The sequence below is a fragment of the Mycobacterium sp. NGS40 genome, assembly GCF_059812735.1.
Genome location: NZ_JCALDG010000002.1, coordinates 259,732 through 273,546 on the forward strand (window position 1 = coordinate 259,732; position 13,815 = coordinate 273,546).

Sequence of the window (13,815 nt, forward strand, 5' to 3'; positions counted from 1 at the left end):
GCCGATTATGTTGTGGCGCAGCCACATAGCCGTCTCACTTGCGCGTGCGCAACGCGACGTAGTACTCGTGTCGCCGGGTGTTGTCGACGGTGTAGCTGACCGCCCTCGTGACGCCGTCATGATCGACATCCACCCATCGCTCCGTGCGTTGGCGCTCAAATTCGCTCCAGGACGTCACGGTGAACCTCTCGAGGAACGAGTTGGGTTCCTCGACGCTGTGATAGAGCCGCCAACTGTGGCCGCCCGTCCGCAGCCGTGACTGCCTAACGTCCCGCATCGCTTCGATGAACTCATCGAGGTTCTCGGGCGGCACCTGGTAGCGGACGGCCACCAGCACCGGTCCATCTTGTGGGCACGGTTCGAACACCAGCGTCGGTGTCGGCCAGGCGCTGGAAACCTCGACACTCTCCGTCCCGGTGCACGGCCGCAGCGGCAGCACGGCAACGCTGAGGGCAGCAACGCCCAGCACTGCGGCCGACCACAGCATCGCGACGTCAAGTCCCCACCGGGTGGCAAGCAGGCCCCAGATATAGGCACCGAGCGCCTGAGATCCGGTCGAGACCAACAGATACACCGACAGTCCGCGGGCCCGAACCCATCGGGGCAGCGACAGTTGCGCTGCGGCGTTCAACGTCGTCAAAGTGATCAGCCATGCCGTCCCCGACAGCACCAGAAACGGAATCGCGGCCCCGAATGGCAGCCAGACCACCGCTACCGGCGCGAGGCCGTACGCCGCGGCAGAGATCGCCAGCAGCCGGTTATCCGAAATTCGTGCATGCAACGGTTCGGCAGCGATCACGGCGAGTATGGCACCCAAACCGATGGCCCCCAGCGCCACACCGTAGCCACCGGCGCCGAGGTGCCACGTGTGCGCGGCGGCAACCGGCAAAAGTGCGAGTATGGCCGACGCGGGAAACAGGAAAAGGGCTGTGCGCAACAGGATCCTGCGAAAGATCGGACTGTTCTCGACATATTGCAGCCCGGTGATGATGGCCTGGCCGATGCGTTCTCGCTCGATCGGCACGATTTGCTTCGGCCGATTCCACGCCCGCAAAGCGACGATGATCGCCGAGAACGACACCGCATTGATCGCGAAGACCGCCGCGGGGCCGAGCCAGGCCACGACGATGCCGCCGATAGCCGGCCCAATAGCTCGGGTGGAGTTCGCGGAGACGCTGCCCAAAACCGAAACCGCCGGTATCTGCTCGCGCGGAACAACCTCGGGCTGAATCGCCTGCCAGGCCGGTCCGGTCAATGCGGAAGCGAACCCGATGGCCAAGGTAAACATCAAGAGTGCGGTCGGGGTGAGGCGGCCGAGGTTCGTCAGCAGGGCCAGCGCGAGTGCCACCAGTACGGCATACGTCTGCAGAAATATCAGGAGGCGACGCCGGTCGAACAGATCGGCGAGCACGCCGGCGAACAACCCCAGGAGCAGCGTCGGCCCAAGACTCGCCGTCTGCACCAGTGCCACGATGACGTCCGGACTGTGGTTCTCCACCAAGAACCATTGCGCCGCCACCGCCTGCATCCACGTTCCGATATTGGAGACGAACTGGGCGATGAACAGGCCTCGGTACACGCGGTTGCGCAAGGGCGCCCACGTCGACGGTTTGCGCTCCTGGTCCTGAATCACCACACAGTCGATGGTCGACAGCCCCTCTGTTCGGCCAGTGCCAGCGACGAAGCTGACTGGCACGTTCCATCAAGGATTAGAAGTTTAGGACACCTACACCTAACGCTCCCATCATGGATGCACCCGTAACACCATGCGCGGGCAAATGTCGGTCCGCCGGTAACCACCAACTCGACTTGCGCTGCACCGTATTCCCTGTGCGACAACGATTCTGGTCGTGGCCGCGCGGCCCGCACGCGCACCGAAGCGGTGCCTGGAAACCGAGCCGAGCGCGGGGGCATTTCGCCGATAGGGTGATTTCATGTCCGAGGCCGATCGGAAACCGCGCCAACCGCTGTATCTGCTCGCGGACAGTCAGCTGCTGTTCTGGCGGCGACGTGGTCGCCCACTGCTCGAGGCGGCACTTCACGGGTTGGCTCGCGACACACGACTATGCGCGGCGTACATCGGGGCCTCCAACGGTGACCGTCCGGAGTTCTACGACATCTTCGAGGCGGGGATGGATGCGATTGGAATCACGGACCGCCGCATGGTCGATTCGTCGTTCGGACCAGACGACCGCACCTTCTTGGAAGGCGCGCAGCTGATCGTCCTCGCGGGCGGCGACGTGCCTCTCGGCTGGAGGACGTTCGAGGAAACCGGAATGAAAGATGTGCTGCTGGACCGCTATACCCGTGGTGCGATCCTGGTGGGCATATCAGCCGGCGCGGTCCAGCTCGGACAGTACGCAATCGTCGAGACTCCGAGACCCGAATTGCTCGAGGTGTTCAACCTCGTCCCCGCGGTTATCGACACCCACGACGAGCGGGAAGGCTGGGCGCGACTTTCCCGCGCGATTGCCTCGCTCGGCGGTGCGGCCACGGGGCTGGGAATCCCTGCCGGGGGCGGAGTCGTCGTGCACACCGACAACACCATCGAGCCGCTACGGCGTCCTGCGCACCAGTTCCGTTTCGAGGGCACACACGTCGCGCACTCACTGCTGCCTGCCGATGCGGCCGAGTGAAGCCGCTTTTCCCCGGGCTCTACCGACTGAGCCGTTGCGAGGACTCGGTTCCTAACCGTCGTCGCCTGCTGGTGCGGCTTCCAGGGTCGCTACCTTGTCCAGGCCGGTGATGGTAAGGACTCGAATCAGCAAGCGGTGGACGACGACATGCAGCCCGTCCACCTTGTCGGCATGGTCGAAAAGCGCGTTGATTCCGGCGCTGTCGAGGTACTTGACGGTGCTGAGATCGATGGTGATCGGACTTCGGGACCCCGCGCTCGCGGTGTTGAGTGCCTCGACGAGCTGGGCGACGTTGCTGAGATCAATCTCCCCCGTCGCGGTCACCCGGGGCGTCCCGTCGGGGCCGTGGTCGGTGTTCAGCGTGAGCTCTGCGGGCATTAGGCGATCCTCGCGTACAAGTGAACTGTGGTGCCGGCCTCGGTGGAGCGAATCGTGATGTCCTCCACCAGACCTCGCATCAAGGCGATGCCGCGGCCCCGGTTGGCTCCAGGGATGGTGCGGGGTGTCTTCCAGGTGCCGCCGTCGGAGACGGTCACGTGCAGTGCGTCGACGACCGCGGTCGCGCGCAACGAGACGGTGCCCTCGCGTTGGTCGCGGTAGCCGTGTTCGATGGCGTTGGCGACGGCTTCCCCAACAGCGGTGAGCAGATAGGTGATTTGGTCGGGCTCGACACCTACCTGGGTCAGCCAGCCGCGCAACGCTTCACGGCTCGGCGCGAGGTGATCGACATCGGCGGCGAATTTCATCGACAAGGGCGCAGGCTGCCGATAGAGCAACATGGCCACGTCGTCCGAATAGCCGCCACCAGGTTCGAGCCCGACCATGAGATCGTCTGCCACCTCGTCAAGCGACTGGGCCCGGCCGACCTGAATCAGATCCGTCGCACTGGCGATGCCTTCGTCGATCGAATGGCCGCGGCGTTCGACCAGACCATCGGTGTAGAGCAATAACGTCGATCGCGGCGGCATCGTCACGCGAATTTCGGGCCGCGACCACTCCGGACGCAGCCCCAGGGGAAGCCCATGTTCACCATCGAGCTGCTCGCTGGTTCCATTGGCGTGCACCATGATCGGCGGCGGGTGACCCGCGTTGGAGTACACCAACTCTCCGGTGTCGAGGGTGAGCACGGCGCAGAATGCGGTGGTGCAACGGGCACCGGGCAGACGCGCGGCGAAGCGGTCCAAACCGGCGAGGACCGCACTGGGACCGGGCCGGTCAAGCAGCAGCGCACGACACGCGCTGCGAAGCTGACCCATCACCGTCGCTGCGGCCAGCCCGTGGCCGACGCAGTCGCCGACGATCAACGCAACCCGCCCGTCGTCGAGATCGACCACGTCGTACCAGTCACCGCCAACCTGCAGCGGATGGCTGGCCGGGTGATACCGCACCGCAAAACCTCCCGGCAAATTCGTCGGACCGAGCATCGCGTGTTGCAGCGCCAGCGCGGTCTCGCGTTGCTCGTCCAACCGATAGACGCGGTGCAGACCTTGGCTGAGCCGCCCGCCCAAGACCTTCAGCAGGTTGTGATCCTCGGAGGTGAACGGGCGTTGCTCCGATAAGTCGATCCACACGACGAGCACTCCGCGGGGATGCTGCAGCGAGATGCCCGCTGTGCCAGGCTCTTCGGCGACCGTGGTCAGCAGATCGGAATCGCGCAGCGACTCGATCAACAGCCGGTGACCCGGCGGCAGTTCGTCCCAGTTACACGGTTCACCGGCGCACACGAGCGCAGGCGTGTCGTCCTGGGGAGCGTCGCGAGCAAACGTCGCAGCCAGAACGCGGCGCGCATTCCAGGTCTGGCGTAGCTCTCCGACCGCGCCCTGCAGCGTGTCGTCGAGCGTATCCGCTTGTGCCAGTTGCTGGTTCAGCGCAGCCAGGGCGAGCTGACTCTGCACGATGTAGTGCTCGGTGGTGATGTCACGCAGGGTGCCCACCATGATTCGGCGGCCGGTGTCCGGGTCTTCGACGTGGTTGAAGTTCGCCGCCACCCACAGCCGGTGCCCGTCCCGGTGGACCACCGGCGCGGTGAACGCGCCTTGGGTCTCGTTCAGTAGCTGTTGGAAGACCCCCGCAACTTGGCGGTGGGCTTCCGGGCTGGTCTCGGCGTCCGGCCACCACGGGTGGGGCGCGTCATAGGGCAGCTGTTCGGGGCCGTAGCCCATGAGCTCGCTGAACGCGGCATTGATCTCGATGACGGCACCCTGTTCGTCGCAGACGAAGAATCCCTCCTGCAGCGAATCCACCAGGGCGGTGCGCCACCGGTTGTGGTGGCTGCGCAACCGCGACAACTCGACGTTGGCGCGCACCCTGGCCAGCAGCTCGGCGGCGGCGAACGGCTTGACGAGATAGTCGTCGGCGCCGGCCAGCAAGCCTTCGATCGACGCTTCTTGTCCGGCGCGCGCCGATAGCAACAGCACCGGTAAAGCCGCGGTGCGGGGGTCACCGCGCAGCGCCGAGAGTAGTTGCAGACCATCCAGCCCGGGCATCATCACATCGCTGATGACGAGGTCGGGAACCTGCGCTCGGATGGCGTCGAGCGCCTGCTGTCCATCGGTGACGGCGGTGACCTGGTAGCCGGACGTCTGCATCAGGCTGATCAGGTATTCACGCATATCGGCGTTGTCGTCGGCGATCAACACGTGTGTCCGTTCGCCGTCTTTCCCGGCGGGCGCGACCGCGGTCATCATCGCTGTGCTGCCGGCGTCGGACGCTGTGGCGCCGGTGTCGCGGGGCAGCCAGCGCAAGGCTTCCTGTACGAAGGGCTCCGCGATCACGCCGGATGTGGTGCGAGCTGCCGGTGGCGTCGAGACTTCGTCGCTCGGCAGATGGGCCGAGCCGAAGGCCAAGCGGATGGTGAAGGTGGTGCCGACGCCCTCCTGACTGTCGACCGAGATGCTGCCGCCGTGTAGCCCGACGAGTTCTTTGACCAAAGCCAGCCCGATTCCGCTGCCTTCGGTGGAGCGGGCGCGCGCGTTCTCGACGCGGTGGAAACGCTCGAAGAGCCGGGGCATTTCGGCGGCGGGCACCCCGACCCCGGTGTCGGACACCGTGACGACGGCATCGGTGTCATCGCGGCTCACCGCGACCCTGATGGTCCCCTCGAAGGTGAACTTCAACGCATTGGAGAGCAGGTTGAGGATCACCTTCTCCCACATCTCGTGATCCAGATAGACCGGTTCGTCGAGCGGCGGGCAGTCCACCGTGAACGCCACGCCGGCCCGGTCGATGGCCGAGCGGAACACGCTGGCCAAATCAGCTGTGACAGTTGACAAGTCGACGGGCTCGAATCGGGCGCGCATCCGCCCCGCCTCGATACGGGAGAAGTCCAGCAGCGTGTTGACGAGCTTGGCCAGCCGTAAACCGTTGCGGTGCACCAGTTCCAGCTCCTGGCGGGCCTGCTCGTCCAACCCGGCTGTCCGGCCGCGCAACTCGTCGACCGGTCCGAGGATCAACGCGAGCGGAGTGCGGAATTCGTGGCTGACGTTGGAGAAGAACGCCGTCTTCGCCCGGTCGAGTTCGGCCAGCTCCTCGGCCCGCTGTTGCTGAGCCCGATAGCTGCGCGCGCTGCCGATCCCTCCGGCGATGTAGCCGGCCACGAGCTCGACGAAGCCGCGGTAGCCGTCGTCGAACTGGCGGTACCGATTCAGCCCGGCCACGAGGAAGCCGACTGGATCCCCGCCCTGCTGTAGGAGCGGCACCACGAGCGCCTGTGCGGGTGGTTCCGTCCAGGCGCCGGTGGGCAGATCCTGTGCTTCGTTGTCGAGGTCGATCAGTTGGGTTGTGCCCTGCGCCAACATTTCCGTGGGCCAGTCGGAAAGGCCGCCGGCGGGAAGCACTTGCGGCGCCGCGGGATGCCCGGGCTCGATTCCGCTGACCCCGGCCAGCAGTGCCTCGCCGTGCTCACCGAACAGATAGGTCATCGTGAAGGGGAGGTCGTACGGGTTGTTCGCGAGTTGTCGGGCGGCGTGGTCCAGCATCTGACGTTCGGTCCGCACGACGCTCGGATCCGAGCCCAGGTCGCGCAGCGTCGCCATCCGACGCTGAGCGATCACCCGATCGGTGTCTTCCCGCACCACGCAGAGCATCCCGACGATGCTGGCGTCCTCGTCGCGCAGCGCGCTGTAGGAGAACGTGTGATACGACTCCTCGGGGTATCCCGACCGCTCGATGATCAGTAGCAAACCCTCGTCCCAAGTGGGCTCGCCGGTCACCAACACGCTCGCGATCCGCGGACCGATGTCGTCCCAGATCTCGGCCCACACCTCGCTGGCGGGGCGGCCCAGCGCCCAGGGGTACTTGCGGCCCAGGGTGTCGCGGCGATAGGCGGCGTTGCAGAAGAAGGTCAACTCCGGGCCCCACGCCATCCACATCGAGAATCGGGATGACAGCAGGATGCTGACGGCCGTACGGAGGCTTTGCGGCCAATCTTCGACTGGCCCGAGCGGGGTGGCCGCCCAGTCGACGGCGGCCAGATCGAGGCCAATCTCCTGGTCTGCCCGGAAAACCACTGACATCCCTTCCGAATGTGCTCAGACCCAGAGACGGTCGCCTAACCGCTGCCCGTAGCGGCTCCCTCAAGACAACCATTCCCCGACGTCTCGTCGCCACTTTTTCGCTGGATAGTCCACAATTGTGACGTTTGCCCGGGCGGGCGGGTTCGGTTAAGTCGACTATCCGGTTTGCACTCGCGCGGCTACTGCGCGTGGTCGGCCAGATAGTCCGCGACGCGGATCGGTGCCGACGCGGCGTAACCGACGGGCAGCAACACGTCGCCGGCGGTCGTGACGTAATAGACGTCCCAGCGGTAGAAGGTGGCAAACGCCGCGGGATCGGCCCCGATCAACGCGGCGTAGTCGTCGACCGCCTGCACGTATTGGTGTGCGTGGTTGTAGCTGTAGACGGCGCGATCGCGGTCGTTGGCAAATCCGTTGGCGTTGAGCATCCGGGCTGCTGCCATGATGCTGTCGTGCGGCGAATTGACGTCACCGCCCTGGCCGTACGACGCGAACGTCGACGGCAAGAACTGCATGGGACCCTGGGCGCCGGCAGTGCTTACGCCGTTGATGCTGCCGAAACGCGTCTCGACCAGGTTGATCGCGGCCAGGTAGTTCCAGCCGACACCCGATTCCGCCTCTGCCGCGCGGTAGTAACCCATCAGCTCGTCGGGCGGAGCCGGCGGGTCGATCCGCCAAGCCGGCACCGTGTCCCGCACTTGCGCCATCGCCTGAAGCTGTCGACGGGCGTCGACGTTGCGGTCGTAGACATCGATCAACGACGCCGGGACTAGTGGCCGGACGGTCGCATCCCATTCCGGATGCCGTCCGATGGCCCGGTAGGCCGCCTGCTCGCGATGCGCCGCCGCGGCGAGCGCTGACTCCGGCGTCGCTTGGTCGCGCAGCGCGAGTTCGTCAGCGACGAGATCTTTGGCCAGCTGCGCTGGGTCGGATGCCAGCTGCGGCTGCACGCCGAGTGGCACACCCGGCGCCTCGGCGAACATCGCCGGTGCCGCCACCGCCCGCCCACCTGCGACGATTGCGACCACGATCACCGCCAGAGCCAGCGGCGCGGCGCACCCATGTCTGCGGTTCATTGCGTCCACCACCAACGATTACGTGAAGCCCTGCGACTGGTTGGCCCGCACCGAGTCTTTCGCATAAGCCCGCATGACTTCAATGGGTGTCCGAACCCGCGGGCAGAGCGAATGCGCAGGAAGCGCGCCTCGGTCGACGTAATCTGAGTCGTCACACAAGACGGCTGGCTGGGAGGTCGATCTGAGCGTGAAGGGCAGACCCACCAAGGCCGACGTCGCGCGCATGGCGAACGTGTCGACCGCGACGGTCAGCTACGTACTGAATAACTCGGTCGGGCGGACCATCTCGGCGCAGACGCGCGCCGCGGTGCACAGTGCCGCAGCCGAACTGGGGTACCGGCCCAACCTTGCCGCCCGCAACCTGGCCCGCGGGAAAAGCGGGGTGATCTTGTACATCGTGCCGCAGCTCGCCGGCGGTGAGATGCCCATGCAGGTGGGCACGCACATGACCACCGAGTTGACCCGCCGCGGCATCATGCAGGTCCAGCTGTTCGAGACCGAACACGACGACGCGGTCGCCGACGCCATCAATCATCTCCAACCGATCGCTGTGACGAGTCTTTTCCCCTTGGGCCGCAAGGCATCTGGCGCCGTGAAGGATGCAGCCATCCCCCATATCTGCGTGCACACCCTGCCGGGGCTCGGCGACCCGCAGTATTCGGTCGGACAGCTGCGTGTCGACCATCTCGTCTCCCGGGGTCATCGCAACCTCGGATTTGCCTACTCCGGCGATCGCCGATGGCGCGCTCTTGGCGACTACTGGATCGACGGCGTCCGGCGCGCGGCGCACCAGCACGGTCTGCCCGACGTCGTGGTGACCGCGTTGACGCCGGACGACAGCGCCGCACCGGTCCGCGACTTGCACGACGCGGGCGTCACCGCGGTCTGCGCACAGAGCGACGAAGTGGCCTTCGTGGTGCTCGACGGCATTCGGCGCGCCGGACTGCGTTGCCCCGACGACCTCGCGGTCATCGGGGTCGACGCCACCGCCCTGTCGCCCTTCAGCGTCCCCGCTCTGACGACGGTCATGTTCGACCGCACGGCGATCGCCGAGGTGGCGCTGACAGCGGTGTTGACCGAGCTCGGCGTGCCCGACGAGCCCCGTCCAGCTGCCCGGAACATCGCAACGCTGGTCGTCCGCGAATCCGCCTGAGCCGTACTGGACACTGACTAGTTACGCGCGTAACCTCTGTCGGGCAACGACGCCACGCGAGCAAAGGGCCGGGAACATTGACTGACGCCATAGCTGTCTACAACCCCTCCAACGAGGAGCTGATCACCGAGGTCCCCGATTCCGATCAGGCGGCCGTCGACGCGGCGGTGGCCCGCGCGCGCGAGACCTTCGAGTCGGGGGTGTGGCGCAAGGCGCCCGCGTCGCACCGCGCGAACGTGCTCTTCCGCGCCGCTCGCATCATCGAGGAGCGCACCGACGAACTCGCCGCGCTCGAAGGCCAAGACAACGGCATGAACCTGACCGCCGCGCGGCACATCATCCCGGTGGCGGTCGAGATGCTGAAGTACTACGCCGGCTGGGTCGGCAAGATCCACGGCGAGTCGGCCAACCTCGTGTCCGACGGCCTCCTCGGCACCTGGGAGACCTACCACACGTTCACCCAGCTCGAGCCGGTCGGCGTCGTCGGCCTGATCATTCCGTGGAATGGGCCCTTCTTCGTCGCGATGCTCAAGGTCGCGCCCGCCCTGGCGGCCGGTTGCAGCGCGGTTCTCAAGCCCGCCGAGGAGACGCCGCTCACCGCGCTGAAGCTCGAGGAGATCTTCCGCGAGGCGGGCCTGCCCGACGGTGTCCTCAACGTCATCACCGGCTACGGCGAGACGACGGGCGCGGCGATGACCGCACACCCGGACATCGACAAGATCTCGTTCACCGGATCGACTGAGGTCGGACGGCTGATCGTCAAGGCGGCGGCGGGCAATCTCAAGCGGCTGACATTGGAGCTCGGCGGCAAGTCGCCGCTGATCATGTTCGACGACGCCAATCTCGACAAGGCGATCATGGGAGCCGGTATGGGCCTGCTGGCCGGTTCGGGGCAGAACTGCTCGTGCACCTCGCGCATCTACGTGCAGCGCGGCATCTACGACCAGGTGGTCGAAGGGCTCGCCGGCTTCGCGCAGATGCTGCCGATGGGCGGCAGCGACGATCCCGACTCCGTGCTCGGGCCGTTGATCAGTGACAAGCAGCGCACGCGCGTCGAGGGCATCGTCAACGACGGGGTCGCGGGCGGCGCGCAGGTGATCACCGGCGGCAAGCCGATGGACCGCAAGGGCTACTTCTATGAGGCGACGATCGTCACCGACACCACGCCCGACATGCGCCTCATCAAGGAGGAGATCTTCGGGCCGGTCGGCTGTGTGATCCCGTTCGACGACGAGGACGAGGTGCTCGCCGCGGCGAACGACACGCACTACGGGTTGGCCGGCTCGATCTGGACCGAGAACCTCAGCCGGGCCCACCGCGTCGTCAATGAGCTTCGCGCAGGCCAGATTTGGGTGAACTCCTCGCTCGCAGCCGACCCGTCGATGCCGATCAGCGGCCACAAGCAGTCGGGTTGGGGTGGCGAGCGGGGCCGCAAGGGCATCGAAGCCTACTTCAACACCAAGGCGGTCTACATCGGCCTCTGACGGGGGCTAGGCCGGCTCCCGCGAGCGTAACGTCACGCGGGAAACCGGGCCGATTTTCCACCCTGGCGTTACGCTCGCGGGTCGGCCCTGGGCCGCTTAGGCGAGGCTCTTGGCGAAGCCGCTGAGATCGCGGATGCTGGACACGAAAACCTCGGGCATCGCACCCGCGAATATCAGATCGCCGCCGTGACAGGTGCCCGCGACCAACCGGCCCACGGTGGGTACACCCGCGCGCACCAGACGGCGGTAGTAATCCAGTCCCTCGTCGCGCAACGGGTCAAGTTCGTTCACCGAGATCACATGTGGCGGAAGGCCATTCAGATCCTCGTCGGTCGCGACGCCGGCGAAACAGGTGGGGTCGTTCGAGTTCTCACTGTCGGGGTCGTACAGCGAACCCAGTAGCTCCAGCTGTTGAAGACTGATGAAGTAGCCGTCGCATTCTCGTAGCGAAGGCAACTCCGCGGGGGGTTCGTGCCATCGGTTGGAGATGAACGGGCACTGCGCATAGAAGCCCGCGATTTCGTGCAGCCATCCCTCGCGTTTCGCTTTGTGCGCCACGGTCAGAGTGAGATTGCCGCCGCCGGACTCGCCCGCGACGACCAGGTGGCTGACGCCGAGCTCTGCGCGATGCGATGCCACCCAACGAACGCCGGCTGCGCAGTCGTTCAACCCGGCGGGAAAGGGGTGTGGGCCGAGTTTGCCGCCGGAGTTGCGGAACTCGACCCCGACAACGACAAGGCCGGTGCCCGCGATGTACTCGCGCAGCCGCGTGTACGTTGCGTCGGCGGCGCTGGCGATGGCCATGCCGCCACCGTGCAGGTGCACCACGGCAGGCAATGGGCCATCCGCAGCGGGGCGGCTGACGTAGAGCGTCACATCGTTGCCGTCCTCGCCGCTGATCGTGGTGGCCGTCGTGGTCACGCCGTCCGCGTCCGGAACACCTGCCGCGAAAAGGCCGAGAACGGCGCCCATCCCCTCCTCGGCCATCGCGGCATAGGCCAGCAGGTCCTCGAGTGGCGCATCACGTGTCAGTGCCACCGTCGGCGCGTTGTCGTCGAGACCGACCGGCGCAAGAGCGTCGACCATTCGCGGGTCCGCCCGAGGCTCGGTTCGCAGACAACAATCCGGATCAGCGAGGCGACCGTTGGCCATTTTGCGACCTTACTGTCGTCCGCCGCGCCGCCGCTAGACCGAAATGATCGGGGCGAGCGAAACACTGGGCCCTAGCCGCCCGCGCTGGCATCGTGACCACTCATGCGGGTGTGGCTGAGCGGCTAGGCAGCGGCCTGCAAAGCCGTACACACGGGTTCGAATCCCGTCACTCGCTCCGCGGATTCAGGGCCGCGCCTGCGGCGTCACGAGGAACTTCTCACCGGTAGCTCGCTTGACGTATTCGTTGAACGCGTCAGGCTGCAGCATCCCGGCGAGCGAAACCTCTCGGGTGTAGTTGCTCGCGAACGTCGTCGTGAGCTCGGCGGCCACCCGTGCGCGCAACCGGCCAAAGGTCTCCGCGCCGACGCGCTGAATGAACGGCGTCAGCAGCCACCCTCCGACGCCCCACGCCATGCCGAAGCTCCTCGTGAGAACCGTGGGGCTCGTATCCAGCGCGCCGTAGATGTACACCTGCTTGTGGACGTTCGACCCGTAGCGCGAATACTCCGCCGCGGTCGCATTGGCTGCCTTCTCCATGCCGTTGAGGATCTGGCTGGCCAACGTGCCACCGCCGGTGGCATCGAACGCAAGTGTCGCGGACGTCTCTTTGAGGGCCTCGACAAGGTCGGTGCCGAATGAGGGCGTGGAGGAGTTGAGGACATGGGTTGCGCCGAGTGAGCGCAGCAGCTCCTCTTGCTCGGGTTTGCGGACGATATTGACCAGCGGTATCCCGTCTTTCAGGCAGAGCTTGACCAGCATTTGTCCCAGGTTCGACGCCGCGGCGGTGTGTACGAGGCCCGAATGTCCTTCGCGGCGCATGGTTTCCGTCATTCCCAATGCCGTCATCGGGTTGACGAACGACGACGCGCCGTCGCGGGCCGTGGCCCCCTCGGGCAGGACCAGACAAGCCGACGCGTCGACCGCTCGATATTGCGAGTACATCGCGCCGCCCGCGATCGCCACGGTTTTTCCAACGAGCGCCTGGGCCGCGTCCGAGGACCCCGCGGCCACAACGGTGCCCGCGCCTTCGTTGCCCACCGGAAGCGACTTGTCGAGTCGCGCCGACAGCGCACCCAGGGCGCCCTCGCCGAGGGAGGCGGTGACCACGGGGCGTTCGGGCGTGCCCGTCACCGCGGCCTTGGTCATGTCGGCGCTGGCAACCAGAAGACCCAGATCCGACGGGTTGATCGGCGAGGCCTCCACTCGCACCAGCACCTCGCTGGCGCCGGGCGTCGGGACGGGTAGCTCGTGCAACGAAAGTTCGAGCGTGCCATCGGAGGTCACCAGCGAACGCAGCTCCAGTGCTTCGCCAGGTAGATCTGCGGTCATGGGCGGTGCCTCATTTCTGTTGTCGGTCAGCCTTACAGCGTGTCAACGCGAAAGGCGGCTACACATCTTCCGCCGCGCGGTCTGAAACGGCGTCGAGGTAAAACCACCGGCCGGCGCGGCGCTCGAAGCGACTGCGCTCATGCAAGCGGTCGGCGCGGCCCCCGGATTCGAACTGGGCGTTGAACTCGACCTCACCGCGATCGTCGTCGGGACCACCCGCGACGGTATCGATCACCTCGAGACCCGTCCAGGTGATGCCCGGGTCGACGGTCACGTCGGCCGGCCGAGTTCGCGGATGCCAGGTACGAAACAGATAAGCGGCGTCTCCACAGGCGAATGCCGAATACCGTGACCGCATCAGTTCCTCGGCCGATCGTGCCTGCGACTCGCCGTCGTGCAGCGGCCCGCAGCACCCGCGATAGCCATCACCACTGCCGCACGGGCACGCCGGCCCGAGGAATTCGTCCACGT

Annotated in this window: 10 protein-coding genes and 1 tRNA gene; 4 read left to right on the top strand and 7 right to left on the bottom strand. The window is 66.2% G+C overall.

Going from position 1 to position 13,815, the window contains the following annotated elements:
- Positions 1 to 34: 34 nt before the first annotated feature.
- Complete coding sequence (locus AC5Y5O_RS04715) at positions 35 to 1,636, bottom strand: MFS transporter (protein WP_243394107.1); 1,602 nt, start codon at positions 1,634 to 1,636, stop codon at positions 35 to 37.
- 298 nt (positions 1,637 to 1,934) lie between these two features.
- Between AC5Y5O_RS04715 and AC5Y5O_RS04720 the strand changes: the two genes are divergently transcribed.
- Positions 1,935 to 2,636 carry a Type 1 glutamine amidotransferase-like domain-containing protein gene (locus tag AC5Y5O_RS04720; RefSeq protein ID WP_096288963.1) on the top strand — a complete coding sequence of 234 codons (702 nt, stop codon included), beginning with the start codon at positions 1,935 to 1,937 and terminating at the stop codon, positions 2,634 to 2,636.
- 51 nt (positions 2,637 to 2,687) lie between these two features.
- On the opposite strand, the gene AC5Y5O_RS04725 is transcribed toward AC5Y5O_RS04720, so the two are convergent.
- The 3 genes from AC5Y5O_RS04725 to AC5Y5O_RS04735 all read right to left on the bottom strand — a co-directional run bounded on the left by AC5Y5O_RS04725 (position 2,688) and on the right by AC5Y5O_RS04735 (position 8,133).
- On the bottom strand, positions 2,688 to 3,014 hold the full coding sequence (locus tag AC5Y5O_RS04725) for an STAS domain-containing protein (RefSeq protein WP_096288965.1): 327 nt from the start codon (positions 3,012 to 3,014) through the stop codon (positions 2,688 to 2,690).
- On the bottom strand, positions 3,014 to 7,150 hold the full coding sequence (locus AC5Y5O_RS04730; RefSeq protein WP_500023971.1) for a SpoIIE family protein phosphatase: 4,137 nt from the start codon (positions 7,148 to 7,150) through the stop codon (positions 3,014 to 3,016). Before AC5Y5O_RS04730 ends, AC5Y5O_RS04725 begins: the two co-directional genes overlap by 1 nt.
- A 179-nt stretch (positions 7,151 to 7,329) precedes the next feature.
- Positions 7,330 to 8,133: a lytic transglycosylase domain-containing protein gene (locus AC5Y5O_RS04735; protein ID WP_500024129.1), complete on the bottom strand. Its 804-nt coding sequence runs from the start codon at positions 8,131 to 8,133 to the stop codon at positions 7,330 to 7,332.
- A gap of 316 nt (positions 8,134 to 8,449) precedes the next feature.
- Between AC5Y5O_RS04735 and AC5Y5O_RS04740 the strand changes: the two genes are divergently transcribed.
- Positions 8,450 to 9,379: a LacI family DNA-binding transcriptional regulator gene (locus AC5Y5O_RS04740; RefSeq protein WP_096291247.1), complete on the top strand. Its 930-nt coding sequence runs from the start codon at positions 8,450 to 8,452 to the stop codon at positions 9,377 to 9,379.
- Positions 9,380 to 9,456: 77 nt separating this feature from the next.
- The gene (locus AC5Y5O_RS04745) at positions 9,457 to 10,863 is read left to right on the top strand and encodes an aldehyde dehydrogenase family protein (RefSeq protein WP_500023972.1); all 1,407 of its coding nucleotides are present in this window, start codon (positions 9,457 to 9,459) and stop codon (positions 10,861 to 10,863) included.
- Positions 10,864 to 10,959: 96 nt separating this feature from the next.
- Here the strand turns inward: AC5Y5O_RS04745 and AC5Y5O_RS04750 are convergent, their stop codons facing one another.
- Entirely contained in the window at positions 10,960 to 12,015 is a 1,056-nt protein-coding gene (locus AC5Y5O_RS04750; protein WP_500023974.1) for an alpha/beta hydrolase fold domain-containing protein, read from the bottom strand.
- A 104-nt stretch (positions 12,016 to 12,119) separates the two neighbouring features.
- Here AC5Y5O_RS04750 and AC5Y5O_RS04755 point away from each other — a divergent pair.
- Positions 12,120 to 12,190: transfer RNA gene (locus AC5Y5O_RS04755), tRNA-Cys, on the top strand.
- Positions 12,191 to 12,198: 8 nt separating this feature from the next.
- Here the strand turns inward: AC5Y5O_RS04755 and AC5Y5O_RS04760 are convergent.
- Both AC5Y5O_RS04760 and AC5Y5O_RS04765 read right to left on the bottom strand, forming a co-directional pair.
- Positions 12,199 to 13,344: a zinc-binding dehydrogenase gene (locus AC5Y5O_RS04760; RefSeq protein WP_500023976.1), complete on the bottom strand. Its 1,146-nt coding sequence runs from the start codon at positions 13,342 to 13,344 to the stop codon at positions 12,199 to 12,201.
- 58 nt (positions 13,345 to 13,402) lie between these two features.
- Positions 13,403 to 13,813, bottom strand: coding sequence for a YchJ family protein (locus tag AC5Y5O_RS04765; RefSeq protein WP_500023978.1), 411 nt, complete (start codon positions 13,811 to 13,813; stop codon positions 13,403 to 13,405).
- Between the last annotated feature and the right edge of the window lie 2 nt (positions 13,814 to 13,815).